Here is a 20456-nt window from a genome sequence, read left to right as displayed (position 1 = left end):
TTCCCGCCGCACCGGCCGGCTCGACGGTCACGCCGGCGCCGGTCACACCGAGGCGGTACTGGTGTGCAACCACTCCCAGGCCCGGTCCACGTCGTCCGCCACGATCTGGTGGCCCCCGGAATGGCGGTGCGCCGAAACCCCCGCACCGCGCTCGCGCAGCGCCGACACCAACTCGTCGACCGACTGGTTCGGAGCCATCGGGTCGCGCTGCCCGTTGGACAGGAACACCCTGCTGCCCGTGAGATCGTCGCGGGGCGGATCCGGCACCGGCAACATCGCGGCGAACAGCACCGCCTCCCGCAGCACGTCCGGACGCAGCAACGTCAACGCCGCCGCGATGTTCGCGCCGTTGGAGAAGCCGACCGCCACGAGTCGCTGCGTCGAGATTCCGTAGTGCTCGCGGGCCTCACCGAGGAAGTCGGCGAGCTGGTGAGTGCGCGCGACGACGTCCTCGGTGTCGAAAACGCCCTCCGCCTCGCGCCGGAACCAGCGCGGCGCCCCGTTCTCCGAGACCGGCCCCGCCGGAGCCAGCATCGCGGAGTCCGGGGAGAGCTGACGACCGAGATCGACCAGGTCCCCGGGAGTTCCCCCCGTTCCGTGCAACAGCAGCAGCACCGGGGCGTCCCTGGTAGCGGGCGTGAACTCGTGGCGGAGCGACAGTTCGGTCATGCCGGCAACTCCTCGGGGTTGTTCTCGGCGGGCAGGTTCAGCGCAGGCAGCCCAGCCGCGATCTGTTCGCGGCTGGGCTCCAGCCACGGCGGAAGCTTAAGTGCGCGACCGAGCTCCAGCAGCGGCTCGTCAGCGGTGAAGCCGGGATCGTCGGTGGCGATTTCCAGCAGCGTGCCGCCGGGTTCGCGGAAGTAGACCGACCGGAAGTACTGGCGGTCCAGGATGGAGGTCGGGCGAACACCGCTTTCCGCTAGTTCCGCGCGCCAAGTCGCCTGCGTCGGCTGGTCGGGAGCGCGCCAGGCCACGTGGTGCACCGTCCCGGCCGCGACCAATCCCTCGGGCTCCCGCGGAGTCACGAGCACGTCGACGAACGATCCGGGACCGCCGTCGGCGGCGGCGAACCGGAAGCGGTTCTCCTGCTCGGAGACCAGGTTCAGTCCCAGCTTGTTCAGCATCCCGAAGGTGGCCTCCTCCCGGGACACCGAGAGGGTCACCGAGTGCAGGCCGCGGATGCCGTGCTCGGCGGGGACGATGCCGTTGTCCCAGGGCGCGCGCGGATCGCCCTGGGGGTGGGCGACCAGCGAGAGCACGAGCCCGTCGGGGTCGCGGAACGTCAGCACGTCCTCGCCGTCGCGGTTCTGGATCCGGCCGACCTCGACACCGACGCTTTCGAGGTGGCGGTACCACCAGCCGATCGAGTGCTCGGGCACGGAGAACGAGGTCGTGGTGGCCTGGCCGGTGCCCTGCCTGCCGCGCGGAGCTCCCCGGAACGGGAAGAAGGTCATCAGCGAACCGGGGCGCCCGGCCTCGTCGCCGTAGTAGAGGTGGTAGGTACCGGGGTCGTCGAAGTTCACCGTGGACTTCACCAGCCGCAGGCCCAGCGTCTTCAGGTAGAAGTCGGCGTTGCGCTGCGGGTCACCCGCGATGGCGGTGACGTGGTGCAGGCCATTGGTCGCGATGGTCATGGCACCCTCCTGGGGGCTTGCCGGGAGGAGGCCGGGCGGCTTCGGCCGGAACCGCCCGACTCCGTCGCTACCGCTGGTCAGGCCGCTCCCTTGAGCGCTGCCGCGACCCTGACGACGCGCTTGGCCTGCACGGCGGCGGCCGTGCGGGTCTGCTCGCCCACCTTGATCTCGCCCTGGGCATCGACGTGGCTGGTTCCGTAGGGGTTGCCGTCGACGAACTTCGAACCGTCGGTGTAGCCGGGGCTGACGATGATGCCGCCGAAGTGGTGGATCGAGTTGTACAGCGCCAACAGCGTCGACTCCTGACCGCCGTGCTGGGTGGCGCTGGAAGTGAACCCGCTGTAGGCCTTGTCGGCCAGCAGGCCCTGCTGCCACTCACCGCCCAGCGAGTCGATGAACTGCTTGAGCTGCGCGGCGATGTTGCCGTAGCGGGTGGGCGAACCGAAGAGCACCGCGTCGGCCCACACCACGTCCTCGGCGGTCACCTCGGGTACCGAGCGGGTGGCCTCGAGGTGGGCGCGCCAGGCCGGGTTGGAGTCGACGGCCGCGTCGGGAGCCAGTTCGGGCGCCCTGCGCAGCCGCACCTCGGCACCGGCGGCCTCGGCTTCGGCCACCAGCGCGTTGGCGATCTCGGCGATGTTCCCGGTCGAGGAGTAGTAGACGACGCTGAGCTTGACGGGCTCACTCATGACAACGCTCCTGTTTCGTGTCCTGCGGGGAGACGGACCTGGCCGGCCGTCGGGGCGGACACTACCCAGAAAAACTCTTTCCTGCAAGATACTTCTCAGGCAGGTAAGAGGTTTCACCCGAAAAGTCCGGGCGGTACGGTCGAGAGGTGCCACCATGCGGCGAGAGGAGCTGGCAGTGAACGCCGAGGAAGCCCCCGACACCGGTGACGACGAGATCGTCACCTGGTGGGGCCTGGTCATCGAGGGCTACCACGTCACTCAGGAGCGGCTGATGACCGAGATCGGACGGCGCTTCGATCTCACCCCAGCGGCCTTCGACATCCTGCTGCGCCTGGTCCGCTCCCCCGAGCACCGGTTACCGATGACCCGCCTGGCCCACGAGGCCGCACTCAGCAGCGGGGGATTCACCAAGGTCGCCGACCGCCTGGTGGCCGCGGGGCTGATCCGGCGCGAGCCCTGCGAGCACGACCGCCGGGTCACCTACGCCGTGCTCACCGAGCACGGACGCGACACCGCCGAGCGGTCCAGGCGGGCCTGCGCCGAGATCCTGCGTCATCGCGTGCTGGATCCGCTGGGCACGGAGATGTCCGCGTCCCTGGCCACGGCCATGCGCACCCTCCGCACGGCCAACGGCGCCGAGGACGCGGAAGGGTGATCTTCACCCGTCCGCGGGGCGGCGGTGACGCGGCTTCGCGCGTGACCGCGTCGTCACGACCGCCCGCTGTCACGACCTCACTGGGCCGGACGCATGGCCAGGCGGGCGAGCATCTCGCGGCCCTGTTCGGCGTGGTCGGGCTGGGCCAGCACGTCGTAACGCCCGGCGACGAGCTGGCTGGCCGAGGAGAAGTCGCGACGGCCCCGCATCGCGGCGTAGCTGATGGCGGCGAAGACCATGCCGAAGACCGCACCGGCGACCACGCCGACCAGCAGCGGGGAGATCCAGGTCGCCTGGGTGGAGAAGATCGTCAGCAACAGGCCGACGAACAGACCGAGCCACGCGCCGGAACCCGCACCCTGAGCGAGCACGCGCGCCCAGGTCAGCCGACCGGTGACGCGCTCGACGAGCATCAGGTCCACACCGACGATGGTGACCTCCTGGACCGGGAACTCGTTGTCGGCCAGGTGGTCGACCGCACGCTGGGCCTCCTCGTACTTGCCGTACGAGCCGATGGGCCAACCCGTCGGCGGAGTGGGAAGGTTCGGGCCGCCCGGCGTCGACCGGGCGGAGCCGGAAAACGGGCTGGACACCGTTGACACCTCCGTGGAACTGGCTACCCGGATTCGGGTGGCTCGGCAGTGGTCATGGGGCTGTGCGGCACATCGGTACGGGTACGGCGATACGGGTACGGCGGTATGGTCATGGCGAGGTGCCACCCGGCGCGGCGCGGGGCCCGGCGCAGCGTGGCACCGCAGGGCCCGCCCGACGTGGGCGAGTCCCGTCTCACACCGAGAGTACCCCCTCGCATCCGTGCCTATACCTGCCCGATCGATCATCGTGGTCACAGCGTATGCGGGGCTCCCGGACCACGGCACCGATCACGCGGACGGAGTCGCGAAACTCACGAGCCCTCGGTCGCGGACCGCTCGGAACGGGGCCGCGGGCGCAGGACGTCGACAGTGCTCTGCAACAGCATGTGGGCATAAGCGCTCGCCGCGAAGGAGACGAGGACCCATCCGCCGACGGAGAACACCCCCGCCATCAGCCCCCACAGCGACGCGACCAGCACGATCGCCGTGAGCCCGGTGGCCGCGATCCTGCCACCGGGACGGTAGGCCAGGGTCGCGAACCAGGTCAGCGCCACGGCCAGGGCCGCGAGCACGACCGGACCGATCCGGATCCCCGTGCTCAGCGGCCAGTACCCCAGCACGATCAGTACCGCCGCCGCGACCAGTGCCACTCCCCACCGCGCCGGACCCCGGCTCGTCCGCCCGGCGAGCTGCCAGCCCAACCACGGGGCGGCGAGCACGGCCAGCGCCGCCGCGACGTAGGCGCCGTGCCCGAACGACGATCCCGCCAGGTCGAGCAGGACCGACCGGGTCGCGGGCACCGAATCCGCCGTCAACGCCACCCCCGTGGCGGCGGCGAAGGACACCGCCGCCGCACGCAGCGGGGCGGCGAAGGCGAACACGACGGCCATCACCACCGGCTTCAGCACCGTCATGGCGCACCTGGCCAGCGACGCGGCCACACCGCGTCGGCCGGGGACGACGGCTCGGTAGGCGATCAGCGCGAACCGGGTCGCCGTCGAGGCCCTGCGCCGCTCACCGAGGTCGTCGACCCGCTGCCGCCCGACGTCGTAGCTCCGCACGTCGGTGGCCAACCGGTTCGGTTCCGCGGCCACCGGAGTCGGGCTCGCGTCGGGAGCCGCACCGGAGCTCACCTCCGTCACGAACGGGACCTCGGCCGCCGCGATCGTCCACTGGAGACGCTCGAGGACGACCTTCCTGGTCTCGGTCAGCGGATGCCGCCCCCCGGGCCGCTCGAACAGCGCGTCGAGCTCGGCGCGGACCTCGCCGGCACGATCGGCCCAGCGTTCGGCGAGGAACTCCCGCCACCGCCTGGTCTGCTCGCCGTTGCGCCCCTCCGCCGGCGTGGGGCGACTGACCACGGCCTGGATGGCGTCGCCGAGGCCCTCGGCACCGAGCTCGGCGTTGTACCGCACGAGGCGCTCCGGATCGAGGAGCAGGTCGACGAGGGTGGACGCGGAGTCCATCCGCCCCCACATCCAGTCGTTGGCTCGCCACTTCGCCGACAGGAACGCGGCGAAGCCGCCGAGGGTGGATCCCCGCACCTTGTCCGCCGTATTCACGTGTCCGCGGGTGAGGAGCGCGTCGAACGGCAGCGGTGTGTCCGCGTCGCTGGTCACCCGCAGGAACTTGATGCGTGAACCCCGGACACCGTCGACCTCCAAGGGCACCGTGAGTATCACCAACCGGCGCAGCACCGCGGTCAACTGCTCAGCCGGCTCCTGTTCGAGCAGGGAGTAGCCGACTTCGTGGGGTTCGGTGATCGTGTCGCGCTCCGGCGCCACGGCGGCCAGCCGGACCGCGATCCGGTTCAGCACCGCGGTGGCCTCGGCGACCGCGTCGACGTGGTCGTCGTTGCTCGCGGCGGCGTCCGCACCGGAGGAGTCCACGATGGAGGACAGCTCGGCGGCGAGGTCGGTCAGGGCCTGCTGGAACCACTGCCCCGGCAGCCCGTCCTCCTCCTCGACCGCGGCCAGCACGGCGGCCAGCAGCGGCCCGACCGGAGCGGGCAGGTGGTGCCACAGCCGCAGCCGGCGCTCCAGCACCCGGTCCGTCCAGTCGTCGAGCTCGGCGAACTGGGTGATCGGTTCCAGTCGCGCGCCCGTGATCCAGTACCGGTCGCCGTGCCCGTGCAGCAACTCGCCGACCGTCCGCAGCCGGTACAGCGCCGCCTTGCAGTTCCCGACCTCCCGGGGGTGAGCCGTGCGGTGCTCGACGTCCCGCGCCCAACCGAGGCACTCGTCCACACCGGACAGCAGACTGCGCACCCCGTCGAGGACCGTCCGGGGGTCCGTCCCGGCGCGGTGGGCGAACCGCTCGGACAGCCGCGTCCCCAACTCGTCGCGAACCCGCGACGGCCAGCCTTCGAGCGGATCCCCGGCCACCGGCTCGAGGAGTGGGCTCTCCTCCTGCTTGTTCGGATCGGTCAGGATGTCGCGGACCGTTCGCGCGTCCAGTTCCGCCCGCACCAGCGCGTGCTCGTCACGCACCACCTCCACGCGCCGCGCGAGCTCACCGGCGCGCTCCCGCGGTGACGCGGAGTTCAACCCTGCGTACAGAGCCCGCCGGCGCATCTCCCCACGTTGGACCGAGTCGTTGTGCCGGTGCAGGGCTTCGAGATCGGACAGCAGGCTCTCCTGCCCCGACCTGGCCCGCAACGCGGCCAGCGCGACCGGGAGCGCGAACCACCGCCGGTGACGCCGTCCCGCGTCGTCGGTGGCCGGATCGGGATTCAGATACAGCAGCCAGCGGTCCACGGGCCGGTCGGCCATCGACCCGGTGATCGAGCGGATCGCCGCGGTCACCGGAATGTTGTCGAGCACCCCGCCGTCGAAAACCCGGTACGTCGGTGAATCGGTGGACGCGGCGGTCTCGGAGAACAGGCCGTACATGTTCGGCACGCCCCGCGGCGGGTCGCCGCGGGCGGAGTGGATCTCGCCGGGTTCGAAGGCCACCGGGAACGACGAGGTGGTGCGAGCCGCCTGGGCGAGCTGTTCCACCGTGGTGGTGAGCCGTTCGGTGTCACCGAAGTCGGACAGCGGGTGACCCGGGCGGCCCCGATGGCGGAACCGGAAGGAGGCACGGCGGCGTTGCGTGAGGATCGGCTCGGCGTTGCCGTCGAGATCGTGCCGCGCCACCGGCTCCAGCAGGGTCGCCGTGAGCAGCGTGTCCAGTCTGCCGGAGCGCGCTTGCTCGGACGGCGGAATCCGGTCGAGCAGCGTGCGGGCCAGCTCGGGGCGGAAGTAGGCGTCGCCCTCCAGCAGCGATCGGGGACGCCGGTTCCAGAACTTCGGCACCGGCCGGGCCATCGCCTCCAGGTCCGCCAGCCGCACCCAGGTCTGCCGCATCGAGTCGAACGGCATTCCGTAGACGAGCGAGGCCGACAGCAGGGTGGCGTTGAGACCTCCCGCCGAGGCACCGGCCAGGACGTCGACGTCCACGGACTCGTACCCGGCGAGCCGGGCCAGTCTCGCCCAGGGGGACGGGTCCGGCTGCCCGGTCTCGGGATCGGCCATCGCCTCGCGCAAGTGGTCGATCTCGGCGACCGCGCCGCCGATCCACACCGCCATGCTGGCCCCACCGCGCATCCCCAGCGCCAGCCGCAGCTGTCGCTGATCGCGCCCGTCCGTGTCCGAGGTCATCGCCGAACCCGCCCTCGCTCGAAACCTGCCTTCGCGACGGGAAAACTACCGTGCGAACACCTCGCTCGGAACGGCCGAGTGGAGGCTTCAGTCCGGCGGCGTCCAGCGGTCGCTTCGCTCGAGTCCCGCCGCGCGCCCCTTGCCCGCGACGACCAGCGCCATCTTGCGGGAGGCCTCGTCGATCATCTCGTCACCGAGCATGGCCGCCCCGCGCATCCCTCCGGCCGCGGAGGTGTGCCACTCGTAGGCTTCCAGGATGTTCTCCGCGTGGTCGTAGTCGCGCTGGCTCGGCGAGAAGAGCTCGTTGACGGCCTCGACCTGGTCGGGGTGCAGCACCCACTTGCCGTCGAAGCCCAGTGCCGCCGACCGCCCGGCCACCCGCCGCAGTCCCTCGACGTCCTTGATCTGCAGGTACGGCCCGTCCAGCACCTGGAGGTCGTGGGCCCGCGCGGCCATGAGCAGGCGCATCAGCGTGTAGTGGTAGGCGTCGCCGACGTCGTAGCCCGGCGGTTGCTCGCCGACCACGAGCGAACGCATGTTGATCGAGGCCATGAAGTCGGCCGGGCCGAACACGAGCGTCTCCAGCCGCGACGAGGCCGCCGCGACGGCGTCCACTTCGACCAGTCCCCTGGCGTCCTCGATCTGGGCCTCGATGCCGATTCCGCCCACGGGAAGTCCGAGCGCCGTCTCCAGCTGGTTCAGCGTCAGATCGAGCCAGCGCACCTCGTCGGTGCCGCGCACCTTCGGCAGCATGATCGTGTCGAGTTCCGCTCCGGCGCGCTCGACGACCTCGATCACGTCGCGGTAGGTCCAGCGGGTACCGAGATCGTTGACCCGCACGGTGCGGGTCTTGCCGTCCCAGCCACCCGCGTTCAGCGCCTCGATCACCGTCTCGCGGGCCTGGTCCTTGGCCCCGGGGGCCACCGCGTCCTCCAGGTCGAGGAAGAACTGGTCGACGTCCAGCCCCCTGGCCTTGCCGATCATCTTCGGGCTGGAGCCCGGCACGGCCAGGCAGGTGCGGCGCGAACGCTGCCTCTCGACCATTGCGATGCCTCCTCGGGAACGTCCGACGTTCGCACCGTGTCTACCACGCGCTCGCCCGGCACGGGCATGTCGCGTGTCACCGTCACGGCTTCGCGCGAGCGGCGACCGCGGCGAGCGGCCTGCCCGAGGTGCCAGCACCGACTAGCCTGATCAGCGTGGCAGGCACGACCAGAGTCTTCGCGGCCCGGATGGCGGGACTGGCCGTGTTCGGACCGGACGGCGAGTCGATCGGCAGGGTCCGCGACGTCGTCGCGGGACTGCGTGCCGACCACCAGCCGCCCCGGGTGCTCGGGCTGGTCACGGAGATGGCCACCCGCCGCCGCATCTTCGTGCCGATGCTGCGCGTCACCGGTATCGAGGCGAACGCGGTCATGCTGTCGACCGGGACCGTGAACATGCGCCAGTTCCACCAGCGTCCCAACGAGATCCTCGTCCTCGGCCAGCTCCTCGACGCCAGGGTCACGGTGGCCGCGTCGGAGACCCCCGCCGTGCTGATCGACGCGGCGCTGGAGCAGACCCGTACCCGGGACTGGCGGATCGGCAAGCTCGCCGTCCGGGAGCGCACCGGGCGGTTGGGGCGCCGCGGACCCGTGCAGGTGCTCGAGTGGGACCAGGTCAACGGGCCCGCGGTGGCGGAGTTGACCGGCCAGCCCCAGGACGTCAACCAGTTGTTGACCGTCTTCGACACGATGCGAGCCGTCGACGTCGCCAGCGCGCTGCACGAACTGCCCACCAAGCGCCGCCACGAGGTCGCGGAGGCGCTCGACGACGAGCGCTTGGCCGACGTGGTCGAGGAACTGCCCGAGGACGACCAGAAGGACCTGGTCGAACACCTCCACGAGGAACGCGCCGCCGACATGCTGGAGGCGATGAACCCGGACGACGCGGCCGACCTGCTGGCCGAGCTGGCCGAAGGGGACAAGGAGCGGCTGCTGGAGCTGATGTCGCCGGAGGAGTCCGCTCCGGTCAAGCGGCTCCTGGAGTACTCCTTCGACACCGCCGGCGGACTCATGACCCCCGAACCGGTCGTCGTCGGTCCGGACGCCACCGTCGCCGAGGCGCTGGCCATGGTCCGCAATCCGGAACTGCCGGTGGGGCTGGCGAGCATGGTGTTCGTCTGCCGCCCCCCCTCCGAGACGCCCACCGGCCGCTACCTCGGATGCGTCCACATTCAGCGGCTGCTGCGCGAACCACCGTCGACCCTGGTGGCCGGGGCGCTGGACACCGACCTGGCCAGCCTGCCGTCGACGGCGACGCTGACCGAGGTCACCCGCTACTTCGCCGCCTACAACCTGGTCTGCGGCCCGGTGCTCGACGACCAGGAGCACCTCATCGGCGCGGTGACCGTCGACGACCTCCTGGACCACCTGCTGCCGGAGAACTGGCGCGAGGGCGGGCTCCCCGACAGCGAGGAGACGGCCGCCGCGGCCGAGGGCACGGGGGACGCGGATGCCTGAGCTCCCGTCCAGGAGACGACTCGACCAGCCTCGCCGACCACGGCGGTTCGCCATCCCCTTCGACCCCGAGATGTTCGGCAGGCTCTCCGAGCGCATCGCCCGCTTCCTGGGAACCGGCACGTTCCTGTTCTGGCAGACGCTGCTCGTGGTGAGCTGGATCGCGCTGAACCTCTTCGCGGTCTCGCTGGCCTGGGACCCCTACCCGTTCATCCTGCTCAACCTGGCGTTCTCCACCCAGGCCGCCTACGCGGCGCCGCTGATCCTGCTGGCCCAGAACCGGCAGGACGACCGGGACCGGGTGTCGCTGGAGGAGGACCGGGCACGGGCGGAGCAGACCAAGGCCGACACCGAGTACCTCGCCCGCGAGCTGGCCGCGCTGCGACTGGCCCTCGGCGAGGTCACCACGCGGGACTACCTGCGCACCGAGCTGGACCGGCTGCGCGACGAACTTCCCGGTACGGAGCGCTCCGGAGGACGACGACGACGCGGCGGGTCGAGATCGGACGCAGGAACCACTCGCGACGACCCCGCCGAACACGAGTGACGCCGCTGTCACCGGACGCGCGCGGCTCAGGCCTGGACGCCCGAACTGGGCGGGGCGGGTACTCCTCCGGCCGCCAGCCGCTCGCACGTACGCGCCAGCGCCTCCAGGTCGTCCCCGGCTACGGAGACGAAGTACCGCGCTACACCGTCGAGGTAGCTGACGGAGGCGGTCTCCAGCCTGCTCCGGCCGCGTCCGGTGATCACGGCCAGCACTCCGCGGCCGTCGGAGCTCACCCGTGAGCGCCGCACCAGCCCGAGCCGCTGCAACCGGTCGACGAGCCTGGTGACCCCGGAGCGCGACAGCAGCACCGCGTCGGCGAGCTCGGTCATGCGCAACCGCCGCCGCGGCGCCCGCTCCAGCGCCTCCAGCACCTCGTAAGCAGCCAGGCTCAGGTGCTGCTCGGAGAGCAGCTCACCCTCCAGGCAGCGGGTGACTCTGGCGTGCGCCCGGAGGAAGCAGCGGTACGCCGCCATTTCGTTGCGACCGGGTAATCGATCGGGACCGTTTTCGACCACGAGGCGGAATGTTACTGAACACACCCGGGTGAACACGAAGCGCACCGCCCCTCGCTCACGTCCGTTCCCACATGTCGCGCGGGCTGTGGGAGCGACCGCCGTGGCCCGTAGCATGACGGTGTGACGGCAAGCGCAGGAAAGGTCGGTGTCACGCAACCGTGACCACTACGCAACCCACCCCTACCGAAGAGGCCGTCCGCCAGGCCCTGAGCGCGGTGGAGGACCCAGAGATCCACAAGCCGATCACCGAGCTCGGCATGGTTCGCGACATCTCGATCGGTGACGACGGCGACGTCCAAGTCGGTGTGTACCTCACGGTGCAGGGCTGCCCGATGAAGGACACCATCACCAAGCGGGTCGACACGGCGGTCTCCGAGATCGAGGGCGTCCGGTCGGTGTCGGTCGACCTCGACGTGATGAGCGACGAGCAGCGCACCGAACTCCGCAAGCAGCTCAAGGGCAACGCCGAGGAACCCCGCATCCCCTTCGCCGAGCCGGGCTCGATGACCCGCGTGTACTGCGTGGCCTCCGGCAAGGGGGGCGTCGGCAAGTCCAGCGTCACGGTCAACCTGGCGGTGTCGATGGCGCGGCGAGGACTCTCGGTCGGGGTCGTCGACGCCGACATCTACGGGCACTCGGTGCCCCGGATGCTCGGCACGGAGAGCAAGCCCACCCAGGTGGAGAACATGATCATGCCGCCGCAGGCGCACGGCGTGAAGCTGATCTCCATCGGCATGTTCACCCCGGGAAACACTCCCGTGGTCTGGCGCGGGCCGATGCTGCACCGGGCACTGCAGCAGTTCCTGTCCGACGTGTTCTGGGGCGACCTGGACGTGCTGCTGCTGGACCTGCCGCCGGGCACCGGCGACGTGGCGCTGTCCACGGCCCAGCTCATGCCCAACGCCGAGATCCTGGTGGTCACCACTCCCCAGCAGGCGGCGGCCGAGGTCGCCGAGCGGGCCGGGGCGATCGCGATGCAGACCCGTCAGCGACTGGCCGGTGTCGTGGAGAACATGTCCTGGATGGAGCTTCCGGACGGCCAGCGGATGGAGGTCTTCGGCTCCGGTGGCGGGCAGATCGTGTCGGACTCGCTGACCCGCTCGATGGGCGCCGACGTGCCGCTGCTGGGTCAGGTGCCGCTGGACCCCCGGGTGCGTGAGACCGGTGACGGCGGCAACCCGCTGGTACTGGAGCACCCGGAGTCCCCGGCCGCCACCGCGCTCGAGGACGTCGCCAAGCAGCTGTCCACCCGCGCACGCGGACTGTCCGGACAGCTCCTGTCGGTCTCCCCCGCCTGAGGAGGTCTCCTCGCGGAGGGCTCGGGCGGGACGAACCGGCGCTTGCCGCAGGGAACCCCGAGCCCTCACACCCTGGCGAGGGCGAGCAGACCCGCTCCCACGGGAAACACGGCGGGCAGCAGGCGCTCGTCCTCGTCGACGGCGCGGACGAGCTCCTGCAGGGCCAGGTTGTCGACATCGCGGCGGGCCGGGTCGTGTGGCTCGTCGGCGAGCACACCGGTGAACACCATCGTGCCGCCGAGCCGCAACAGCTCGACCCCCAGCTCCAGGTAACGCGGGTACTCCCGCTTGGCGGCGTCGACGAACACGAGGTCGTAGGCGCCCTCGGCGAGCCGGGGCAGGACCTGCGGGGCGAGCCCGGTGATCAGTCGCGTCCGCTTGGCGGGCACCCCCGCCTCGGCGAACGCCGCACGGGCCAACCGCTGCGCCTCGGGATCGATGTCGATGGAGGTCAGGACGCCGTCCGGGTGCATCCCTTCGAGCAGGGCCAGCGAGGTCGCCCCCGATCCGGTCCCGACCTCGACGACCGCTCGCGCACGCAGCACCGAGGTCAGGTAGCGCAGCGCCGCCTCGGTCGTGGCCGGCAACGACTCCGGGGCTGGCGACTTGTCGGCGACGTCGGGTGCCACACCGCCGACGGAACGTGTCGACTCGGCACCGAGCGGTATCTCGGGGAGCACGGTGCATCAGGCTATCGTCGCGGGGATCTCTCGTAACCGACGCGGGCCATATTTTCGCTCCGGGACGCATTTTCTCAGGCTGCTCTCAGCTCGTTTTCACGGTCGCCTCACCCGCGAGGAGCACAGTGAAAGTGTCACGACCGGAAGTCTGCGACATCTTTTCGCCGGGATCCGGGAACACAACGAGCATCGGGTTCGTTCAACAGGGTGCAACAGCGCCCGCAGGAGGTGCCCCCGCGCCACATGGCCATCCAGCAGACGGCAACGCAGCCCACAGTCAGCCCATCGGTCGCGACCCAGCCGATGGCCGTCCAGTCGACGGGCCAGGCGTCCGAGGCCGAACGGCACCCCACCACCTCCACCCCGGAGGAAGCGGCCTGGACCCCGCCGTCCTGGGACGAGGTGGTACGCCAGCACGCCGACAGGGTGTACCGGCTGGCCTACCGCCTCGCCGGCAACAAGCACGACGCCGAGGACCTGACGCAGGAGACGTTCATCCGCGTCTTCCGCTCCCTGGCCTCCTACAAGCCGGGAACCTTCGAGGGGTGGTTGCACCGCATCACCACGAACCTGTTCCTGGACATGGCCCGCCGCCGTTCCCGCCTGCGCATGGAGGGGCTGCCGGAGGACACCGACCGCATTCCGGGCCGGGGGCCCAGTCCGGAGCAGGTGTACCACGACAACCACATGGATCCCGACCTGCAGGCGGCCCTGGACGAGCTGGCACCCGAGTTCCGCGCCGCGATCGTGCTCTGCGACGTGGAGGGCCTCTCCTACGAGGAGATCGGCACCACGCTGGGCGTCAAGCTGGGCACCGTACGCAGTCGGATCCATCGCGGTCGGCAGCTGCTCAAGACAGCGCTGGCGACCCGCCGCGAGCGCGCACGAGAGGATTCGGCATGACAGGACTGCGCGGGTGGGGACTGCCCGAACAACACCTCGCGCTGGACGCGCTCGTCGCCTTCGTCGACGGCGAGCTGACCCCGAACGCCTACGATCGCGCGGCCGCTCACCTCGCCGGCTGTCCGAACTGCGCCGCCGAGGCCACGGCACAGCGACAGGCCCGTTCCGCGATGCGCACGGCGGAGGCACCCCAGATGTCCTCCCAACTGTTGCAATCGCTGCGTTCCATCCCCTCCGAGGCCGAATTACCGGCCCAGCCCGACGGGCTCGCCCTCACCAAGGACGGGCAACTCGTCACGCTCGAATCCCGTGGCAAGCCCCGCCCTTTCGGTTCCGGCCCGACACCGGGATCGAGCACTCCACTGGGTGGTGGCACACGCTCCTTCGGAGGTGACCTCTCCTTCGACAGGCGCACCTCCGCCACCGATCACCCCGAGCACCCGAAGGGGCACGGACGCCGGACCAAGCAGGGCGCCGGTGTCGTCTTCTCCGGCATCGTGCTGGGAGCCCTGGCCTTCATCAACGTCCCCGGTGACGAACCCCGCGACGCGGTCACCACGGTTCCCAGGCCGTTTCCGCGCAACGACACCGCCCGCACCAGCAACCTGGTCCCCACCGGGACCGCCATCGACGGACCCCTGCTCCGCAAGGGGCACGCGCCGGAGCACTCCGTGGTGACGTCCGCGCGCAGCTCCGCTCCGAGCGCCGAGCAGCCGCCCCCCGCTTCCAGTTCGAGCGCCGCGACTTCCACTCCGATTTCCGCCGCGCGCTGAAACACCGGACCGCGAACCTCCCTCCCAACGCGGACTTCACCCCATACCGGGCAAAATGAGTCTCGACAGGGGACGAAAGGCAGGGCGATCGTCGCCGAGAATCACCGGTTCTTCACCCGTTCGTGTGAAAACTCGGCGATCATTCACACCGGCGAGCGCACTTCCGCACTCCGTGTGATCCACTCGTGCGGCAGGCGACGAGGTCCATCCGTACACAGGCCCGGGGAGCGATGAGCGACGAGCAGCCGAGGACGTCCACGCAGGGCTCCGACTCCGAGGACGGCGTCACCGGCACGAACGGTACGGCTGCTTCGGCATCGCCGCACTCCCCCACGGAACCGGGTCCCGGCTCGGTTCGTCATCCCTGGCAGGGCGGCGGACGACCGTCGACCCGCGGTGTCCCGGCACAACCGGCGGCACCGCCCCGGCAGCCACCCGTGGACCCGGCTCAATCGGCGGCCTTCGGCCGTCCGCGGGGCGTCGCGGGCAGTTTCGCTCCGCGAGCGCGCGACGCAGCACCCGCCGACGGGGTCGAACAGCGGCCACCACCCCCCGAGGCACTGGCCAAAGCGTTCGGTCGGCCTCCGGACAGCGACGAGACACTGCAGCGCGCCCCCGGTGAACAGCCACCGGGCGAGTCGAGCGACCGGGACGAGTCCGCGCTGTGGAGCGAGCGGCGGGATCCGTGGCGCGACCCCGCCGCGGCGGCCGTGCTCGGTCCCCCCGCGCAGCACGAGCAGGCCGACGAGTCCGCCGCGGAACCCGGCACCGGGCCGTTGCTGAACGTGCGCGAGGTGCTGTTCGGTCGCCGGGTGCGTCCGCGTGCCCTGGCGGCCCTGGCCGCGGTGGCACTCCTGCTGGGGGTGGCGGGCGGTCTCGTCGGCCGCATCACCGCCGAGGAGGGCAATCCGCTGACCGACCCCGACGTCACCCTGGCCAAGGTCGAGCCCGGCGCGGACCGCCCGAACGGCTCCGTCTCCACGGTGGCCTCGCGGGTCGTGCCCGCGGTGGTCTCCGTCGAGGTGCAGGTGGGCTCGACCGGCGGCACCGGTTCCGGGGTCGTCGTCGACGGCAACGGCTACATCGTCACGAACAATCACGTGGTCTCGATGGCCGTGGACACCCCCAACGCCGAGATCTACACCGTCTTCAACGAGGGGAGCAGGGTCCCGGCCCGCATCGTCGGGCGCGACCCCAAGACGGACCTGGCCGTGCTCAAGGTCGAGGTCGCCAACCCCACGGTGGCCCAGCTCGGTTCCTCCGACGACCTCGCCGTGGGGGACGAGGTCGTGGCCATCGGCTCACCACTGGGGCTGGAAAGCACGGTGACCAGCGGCATCGTGAGCTCGGTGCACCGGCCGGTACGGCTGGCCGGCGAGGGCACCGACACCAACGCGGTCATCGACGCCATCCAGACCGACGCCGCGATCAACCCGGGCAACTCCGGCGGTCCGCTGGTCGACGGCAACGGTGCCGTGGTCGGCATCAACAGCGCCATCCGCACCGTGGGGCCGGGCAAGGGCGGTTCGATCGGCGTCGGGTTCGCCATCCCCGTCGACGAGGTCCGGCGCGTCGCCGAGCAGCTGATCCGCACCGGCGAGGTACGCCACGCAGGACTCGGCGTCAACGCCAAGTCCGTCACCGACGGCTCGACCAAGGGGGCCCAGGTCCAGAACGTCCAGCGGGGCAGCGCGGCGGAGGCGGCCGGGATCGCCGAGGGCGATGTCATCATCAAGGTCGGCGACCGGGAGGTTACCGGCGCCAACGAACTGATCGTGGCGGTCGACGAGCACCGGATCGGCGAGACCGTACCGGTCACCGTGGTTCGCGGCGGACGCGAACTCGTCGTCCGAGCCAAGCTCGAATAGCGGCTCCTTTCGAAGAGCCTTTCCCTTCGAGCACCGGGTATAGGTAGGCTGGGGCACGGTACGCGCTCGTCGAGCCGGAGGGAGTCGAGGTGTTCGATAGTATCGGCTGGGGTGAGCTGCTCGTTCTCATCGTCGCCGGTCTGTTCATCCTCGGCCCGGAGCGGCTTCCCACGGCCGCCGCGCGGCTGGGGAGAACGATACGGCAGGTCAAGGATTACGCCACCGGAGCACGCGATCAGCTGCGTTCCGAGCTCGGCCCGGAGTTCGACGAGCTGCGCAAACCGCTGGAGGACCTGCGCGGGCTGCGCAACTTCGACGCGCGCAGCGCGGTGAGCAAGCACCTGTTCGACGGGGAGAATCCCCTCGACGCCCTCGACGACAAGGGCAACCAGTACCCGGCCAACGGCCACAAGCCCGGTTCGGACTCCACTCGGAGTTCCCTCGAACCGGGCGAGCGGCCCCCCTTCGACTCGGACGCCACTTAGGGCTCCTCGTGAAACGGCCCGCGTAGCGGGCCGGGTGGGGGAACCTCAGCCGGCGCGACCTGCATGCGTGATGGCAAGCGGCTCCGCCGCTTCCGGTCACGTGGGGCCGCTGCGGGACCGGCCCTGCCACATCTCGTCGAGGAGTGCCGCGACCGCGTCGACGGTCAGCGACCGGGGGTTCGGGTACGGCTCGGCCACCACGCGCTCGGCGATGCCGCGGAGCTCCGCGCGGGGCACTCCCAGGTCGGCGAGGGTCGTCGGCCCGTCGTGGCCGTGGGCGAGTTCGGAGACCACCGCGACCGGGTCAGGTCCGACGACCCGGGTCATCCGGTCGAACGTCGCGGGCGCCTCCGGCAGGTTGAACGCCATCACGGGCACCAGCAACATCGTGTGCAGCTCGGCGTGCGGGAGGTCGAAGGCGCCGCCGAGGACGTGCGCGAGCTGGTGGTGCAGGCCCATCCGGGTCTGAGCCAAGCAGAGCCCGGAGAGCCACGCGGCGGACTGCAGGCGGCCGCGGGAAGCCGGCTCCGTCGGATCGTCGAGGACCTCGGGCAGCGCGCTCAGGATGCCGCCGACGGCCTCGGTGGCCAGCGCGTCGGTGACCGGAGTGGCGTTGGGCGCCCACAGGGCCTCGACGGCGTGGGCGAGCGCGTTCAGGGCGCTGGTCCGAGTCAGGCCCGCCGGCATCGCGAGGGTGAGGTCGGGGTCGTAGACGACCGCCCCGGGAACCAGGGAGGAGTCGCGGCGGGTGGTCTTGACGCCGTCCTCGGTCTCCCCGAGGACCGGAGTGGCCTCGGAACCGGCGTAGGTGGTCGGTACCGCGACCTGCGGCACACCGGTTCGCACCGACACCGCCTTGGCCAGTCCGATCGCGGAACCGCCTCCGATCGCGATCACGCAGTCCGCTCCGGTCGCCTCGACGACCGCCATGACCTCCGCGGTCACCGCGACCGGTGTGTGCGGCGCCGGCCGGTCGAAGCGCGCCGCCAACCACGACCCCAGCGCCTCGGCGACCCGCTCGGCGGCCACGGCGGCGGACGGGGTCGCGACCAGCAGCACCCGCCGCGCGCCGACGCGATCGACCTCGTCGGCGGCGCGATCGATCGCGTCCCGGCCGATCAGGGCACGCTGCGCGAGGGACTCGTGGACGGTCACGGAGGCGTCGTCCGGTCGATCCTGCCCACGCGCGGTAGTACTCGTCATAGCTTCGTCCTCCTGTCGTCCCGGTGGGTCCCGGCGTGTTGCCCGGTTTCGCGCGAAACCGGGCAACCGCCCAACACGGATGGGCAGCTATTTTCCCGGGTCGCCGTGCCGTGTCCGGCGTGCGGGGCCGGTACCCGTGATCGGCGCCCTACGCTCGACTCGGGACCGGTTCGGGGACTCGCCGACGCGGTCGACCACCGGCCGCGACGACGACGCCGAGGGCGGCGACCGCCACCCAGCAGGCCAGCACCGCCGTCATCGCGGGCCACCCCCACGCCGCGTAGACCGAGCCGCCCACGACCCCGCCCACGCTGCTGCCCGCGTAGTAGCAGAACTGGTACAGCGACGAGGCCTGGCCCCTGGCCGACTCCGAGGCCCGCTCCCCCACCCAGCCGCTGGCCACCGAGTGCGCCGTGAAGAAACCACCTGTGAACACCACCAGCCCGACCACGATGACGCCGAGCCACCCGGCCAGCATGGTCACCAGTCCGATCGTCATGATCGCCAGCCCGCACAGCAGCACCGGTGCCCTGCCCCAGCGGTCGGCGGCACGTCCGGCCAGCGCCGAGGTCACCGTCCCCGCCGCGTAGGCCAGGAACGCCAGCGCCGCCAGCGCGGGCGGCACCAGCAGCGGTGGGGCGGTCAGCCGGAAGCTGAGGACGTTGTAGACGGTGACGAACGCCCCCATGCCCAGCACGGCGACCAAGTAGGGCGCGTAGAGCTGCGGGTCACCGACGGCGGCCCGCAATCCGCCCAGCAGCGGCCTCCAGCGCAGCGGCTGCCTGGTGTGCCTGCGTTCGACGGGCAGCAGCAGCACGAACAGCACCGTGCACACCCCGGCCAGGGCGGACACCGCCATCATGCCGCCGGCCCATCCGGCGAAGTCGGCGACGACCCCTCCCAGGATCCGACCGGACATGCCGCCGATGGTGGTCCCCGCGACGTAGAGCCCCATCGTGGTGCCGAGCTGCCTCCCGCCCGTCTCGTCGGCGAGGTAGGCCACTGCCACCGCGGCCAGTCCGGCCACCGCCGTCCCCTGGACGAACCGGATCCCCACCATCAGGGGGAAGTCGCGCACCCAGGGCAACACCAGTCCGAGCGCTTCGGCCACCAGCAGCGAGGTCACCATCGTGCGGCGACGGCCGACCGCCTCGGACAGGGTGCCCAGCGGGATGGCGGCCAGCGCCAGCCCGAGCGTGCCCGCCGAGACCAACAGCGCCACGGTGCCGGGAGCCACCGAGAATTCGGCGGCGAGCTGCGGCAGCACCGGCTGCGGCATGTACAGCAGCGCGAACAGGGCCAGCGCCCCGACGAGCAGCGCCACGCGAATCCTGCGTATCCGGCCGGTATCCGTCTCCGTCACCACACCATCGAAGCTAGAAAGCCACCACTGATACGTCCAATGCAGCAGAGGGCCACAATCGATACCATGGTGAATGATTCGGACGTCTCCCCGGACGTTTCCCAGCTCGTGGCGCATCTGAGCCCCACGCTGGTCCTGCTGCGTGTCGTGGCCGAGGAGGGACACCTCACACGCGCCGCCGACCGGCTCGGGGTGCCCCAGCCCACCGTGAGCCGCACGCTGGCGCGGCTGTCCGAGCAGCTGGGAACACCGGTGACCTTCCGGCAGGGCCGTGGTGTCCGGCTCACCCGCACCGGACGCCTGCTGGCCGACGCGGCCGACGAGTCCCTGCGCGGCCTGGAGGCCGGATGTCGTGGCGTGCTCGAGGAGACGGATCCGCAACGGGGACAGGTGGTGCTCGGCTTTCAGCACACCATGGGCAGCATCCTGGTTCCCGGCCTGATCAGCGACTTCCGCGAGCGACATCCGCGGGCCCGGTTCGGCCTGGTCCAGGGCGCGCGCACGGACATGCTCACGCGGCTGCACGAGGGTTCGGTCGACCTGTGCCTGAGTTCGCCCCTGCCGACCGGGGCGGAGCACTTCGACTCGGTGGCCCTGCACCGGCAACAGCTCATGGTGGTGCTGTACACCGATCACCGGCTGGCCGGCCGGGACACGCTGCGGCTGGGCGAACTCGCCGACGAGGACTTCATCGCCACCCGCCCCGGTTACGGGCTCCGGCAGATCTTCACCGAGCTCACCGGCGGGGCCGGGTTCGAGCCGCGCCTGGCCTTCGAGGGCGAGGAGGTCGACACCGTGCGAGGACTGGTGGCAGCGGGACTCGGCGTGGCCCTGCTTCCACCGGCCGACACCGGACCGGTGCCGGGGACGGCGGAGATCCCGCTGCACCCGGCGGCGCATCGCACGATCGGACTCGTCTGGTCGTCCCTGCGACCACTGCCCCCCGCCGCCCGCGCCTTCAAGGACGTCACCCTGAACGACCGGATCCCCTGACGAAGTGACGCCTCACGGTTCCGCACAACCTCGCAGCGACGCTCCGCACCACAGCGTTCTTCGCTTTTTCAGGGTTCTTTGTCTTCCGGGAAGCGGTTCCGCCGCTTCCTCCCCATGC

19 protein-coding genes are annotated in these 20456 nt (G+C 71.1%); 9 read left to right on the top strand and 10 right to left on the bottom strand.

Features of this window, described 5'->3' with window-relative positions; all coding sequences use genetic code 11:
* Positions 1-42: 42 nt before the first annotated feature.
* The 3 genes from FHX42_RS01450 to wrbA form a co-directional block, all read right to left on the bottom strand.
* Positions 43-669: an alpha/beta hydrolase gene (locus FHX42_RS01450; protein ID WP_182542328.1), complete on the bottom strand. Its 627-nt coding sequence runs from the start codon at positions 667-669 to the stop codon at positions 43-45.
* Positions 666-1634 (bottom strand): ring-cleaving dioxygenase, encoded by a 969-nt coding sequence (locus FHX42_RS01445; protein ID WP_182542326.1) that lies wholly within the window; start codon positions 1632-1634, stop codon positions 666-668. Before FHX42_RS01445 ends, FHX42_RS01450 begins: the two co-directional genes overlap by 4 nt.
* Before the next feature lie 77 nt (positions 1635-1711).
* Complete coding sequence (gene wrbA / locus FHX42_RS01440; protein ID WP_182542324.1) at positions 1712-2323, bottom strand: NAD(P)H:quinone oxidoreductase; 612 nt, start codon at positions 2321-2323, stop codon at positions 1712-1714.
* A gap of 154 nt (positions 2324-2477) precedes the next feature.
* Here wrbA and FHX42_RS01435 point away from each other — a divergent pair, with 154 nt between their 5' ends.
* Positions 2478-2978 carry a MarR family winged helix-turn-helix transcriptional regulator gene (locus FHX42_RS01435; protein ID WP_182542323.1) on the top strand — a complete coding sequence of 167 codons (501 nt, stop codon included), beginning with the start codon at positions 2478-2480 and terminating at the stop codon, positions 2976-2978.
* Positions 2979-3055: 77 nt separating this feature from the next.
* On the opposite strand, the gene FHX42_RS01430 is transcribed toward FHX42_RS01435, so the two are convergent.
* The 3 genes from FHX42_RS01430 to FHX42_RS01420 form a co-directional block, all read right to left on the bottom strand.
* Entirely contained in the window at positions 3056-3571 is a 516-nt protein-coding gene (locus FHX42_RS01430; RefSeq protein ID WP_182542321.1) for a general stress protein, read from the bottom strand.
* A 311-nt stretch (positions 3572-3882) separates the two neighbouring features.
* Positions 3883-7212, bottom strand: coding sequence for a patatin-like protein (locus FHX42_RS01425; RefSeq protein ID WP_182542319.1), 3330 nt, complete (start codon positions 7210-7212; stop codon positions 3883-3885).
* An 87-nt stretch (positions 7213-7299) separates the two neighbouring features.
* A complete protein-coding gene (locus FHX42_RS01420; protein WP_182542316.1) occupies positions 7300-8256 on the bottom strand; it encodes an HpcH/HpaI aldolase/citrate lyase family protein in 957 nt (318 codons plus the stop codon).
* 155 nt (positions 8257-8411) lie between these two features.
* On the opposite strand from FHX42_RS01420, the gene FHX42_RS01415 reads away from it, so the two are divergent.
* Entirely contained in the window at positions 8412-9713 is a 1302-nt protein-coding gene (locus tag FHX42_RS01415) for a magnesium transporter MgtE N-terminal domain-containing protein (protein WP_182542315.1), read from the top strand.
* Entirely contained in the window at positions 9706-10257 is a 552-nt protein-coding gene (locus FHX42_RS01410) for a DUF1003 domain-containing protein (protein ID WP_182542314.1), read from the top strand. The genes FHX42_RS01415 and FHX42_RS01410 overlap by 8 nt, the downstream gene beginning before the upstream one ends.
* 26 nt (positions 10258-10283) lie before the next feature.
* Here the strand turns inward: FHX42_RS01410 and FHX42_RS01405 are convergent, their stop codons facing one another.
* Positions 10284-10772 (bottom strand): MarR family winged helix-turn-helix transcriptional regulator, encoded by a 489-nt coding sequence (locus FHX42_RS01405; protein WP_328795835.1) that lies wholly within the window; start codon positions 10770-10772, stop codon positions 10284-10286.
* 158 nt (positions 10773-10930) lie between these two features.
* Here FHX42_RS01405 and FHX42_RS01400 point away from each other — a divergent pair, with 158 nt between their 5' ends.
* On the top strand, positions 10931-12070 hold the full coding sequence (locus tag FHX42_RS01400; protein ID WP_182542312.1) for an Mrp/NBP35 family ATP-binding protein: 1140 nt from the start codon (positions 10931-10933) through the stop codon (positions 12068-12070).
* A 65-nt stretch (positions 12071-12135) separates the two neighbouring features.
* On the opposite strand, the gene FHX42_RS01395 is transcribed toward FHX42_RS01400, so the two are convergent.
* Positions 12136-12750 carry an O-methyltransferase gene (locus FHX42_RS01395; RefSeq protein WP_182542310.1) on the bottom strand — a complete coding sequence of 205 codons (615 nt, stop codon included), beginning with the start codon at positions 12748-12750 and terminating at the stop codon, positions 12136-12138.
* A 243-nt stretch (positions 12751-12993) separates the two neighbouring features.
* On the opposite strand from FHX42_RS01395, the gene sigE reads away from it, so the two are divergent.
* The 4 genes from sigE (at position 12994) to tatB (ending at position 16779) form a co-directional block, all read left to right on the top strand.
* On the top strand, positions 12994-13653 hold the full coding sequence (gene sigE / locus FHX42_RS01390; protein WP_182542308.1) for an RNA polymerase sigma factor SigE: 660 nt from the start codon (positions 12994-12996) through the stop codon (positions 13651-13653).
* Positions 13650-14426, top strand: coding sequence for an anti-sigma factor family protein (locus FHX42_RS01385; protein WP_182542306.1), 777 nt, complete (start codon positions 13650-13652; stop codon positions 14424-14426). The genes sigE and FHX42_RS01385 overlap by 4 nt, the downstream gene beginning before the upstream one ends.
* A gap of 230 nt (positions 14427-14656) precedes the next feature.
* On the top strand, positions 14657-16294 hold the full coding sequence (locus FHX42_RS01380) for a trypsin-like peptidase domain-containing protein (RefSeq protein WP_182542304.1): 1638 nt from the start codon (positions 14657-14659) through the stop codon (positions 16292-16294).
* 89 nt (positions 16295-16383) lie between these two features.
* Entirely contained in the window at positions 16384-16779 is a 396-nt protein-coding gene (gene tatB, locus FHX42_RS01375; protein ID WP_182542302.1) for a Sec-independent protein translocase protein TatB, read from the top strand.
* A 96-nt stretch (positions 16780-16875) separates the two neighbouring features.
* On the opposite strand, the gene FHX42_RS01370 is transcribed toward tatB, so the two are convergent.
* Both FHX42_RS01370 and FHX42_RS01365 read right to left on the bottom strand, forming a co-directional pair.
* Positions 16876-17982 (bottom strand): maleylacetate reductase, encoded by a 1107-nt coding sequence (locus FHX42_RS01370; RefSeq protein WP_182542301.1) that lies wholly within the window; start codon positions 17980-17982, stop codon positions 16876-16878.
* A 148-nt stretch (positions 17983-18130) separates the two neighbouring features.
* Entirely contained in the window at positions 18131-19345 is a 1215-nt protein-coding gene (locus FHX42_RS01365; protein WP_328795834.1) for an MFS transporter, read from the bottom strand.
* 66 nt (positions 19346-19411) lie between these two features.
* On the opposite strand from FHX42_RS01365, the gene FHX42_RS01360 reads away from it, so the two are divergent.
* Positions 19412-20338, top strand: a complete 927-nt coding sequence (locus FHX42_RS01360) for a LysR family transcriptional regulator (protein WP_182542299.1) — start codon at positions 19412-19414, stop codon at positions 20336-20338.
* Positions 20339-20456: the final 118 nt, after the last annotated feature.

The organism is Halosaccharopolyspora lacisalsi (assembly GCF_014137975.1).
Classification (GTDB): domain Bacteria; phylum Actinomycetota; class Actinomycetes; order Mycobacteriales; family Pseudonocardiaceae; genus Halosaccharopolyspora; species Halosaccharopolyspora lacisalsi.
The sequence above is the reverse complement of the archived record's forward strand: the minus strand, read 5'-3'. Positions and strand labels throughout refer to the sequence as shown.